This window comes from Onishia niordana (assembly GCF_004798965.1).
In the GTDB taxonomy this organism is placed as follows: domain Bacteria; phylum Pseudomonadota; class Gammaproteobacteria; order Pseudomonadales; family Halomonadaceae; genus Onishia; species Onishia niordana.
The window spans coordinates 1-324 of the sequence record NZ_SDSD01000039.1 but is presented as its reverse complement, the minus strand read 5'-3'; the positions used below and the strand labels follow the sequence as shown (position 1 = coordinate 324).

The following is a 324-nucleotide window of genomic DNA, read 5'->3' as shown; positions in this document are numbered from 1 at the left end:
ATTCAATTTCTTTTTCCAGATTTAGATCCCGAGGGAATTGTGATTCCTATTGGAAAGGGCACTGGACTAATTCAAGTCATTGATAGCGAGCACCCTCATCAAGTTCTTCCCCTTCTTACGCCCACATTTTACACAGAAAGAGGCACCCTCTCATTAAACCTTACAGAAATACCTTCATTATCCTAACTTATAATCTCTTAAAAATAGCGACTCTTCTCCTTCTTATTTCCTTAAGTACAACCTTCTTATTGTTCTTTCAAATCCAACACGGAAAAATAATTAGTGGAGTAAAGCCTCTCTTTACTTACCTTATAGCGTGGTGTC

1 protein-coding gene is annotated in these 324 nt (G+C 37.7%); it reads left to right on the top strand.

Annotated elements, in window-relative coordinates; genetic code table 11:
* Positions 1-186, top strand: a 186-nt coding sequence (locus tag ETC27_RS17860) for a hypothetical protein (RefSeq protein ID WP_369333509.1), incomplete at its 5' end; no start/stop codon positions are given.
* Positions 187-324 lie beyond the last annotated feature (138 nt).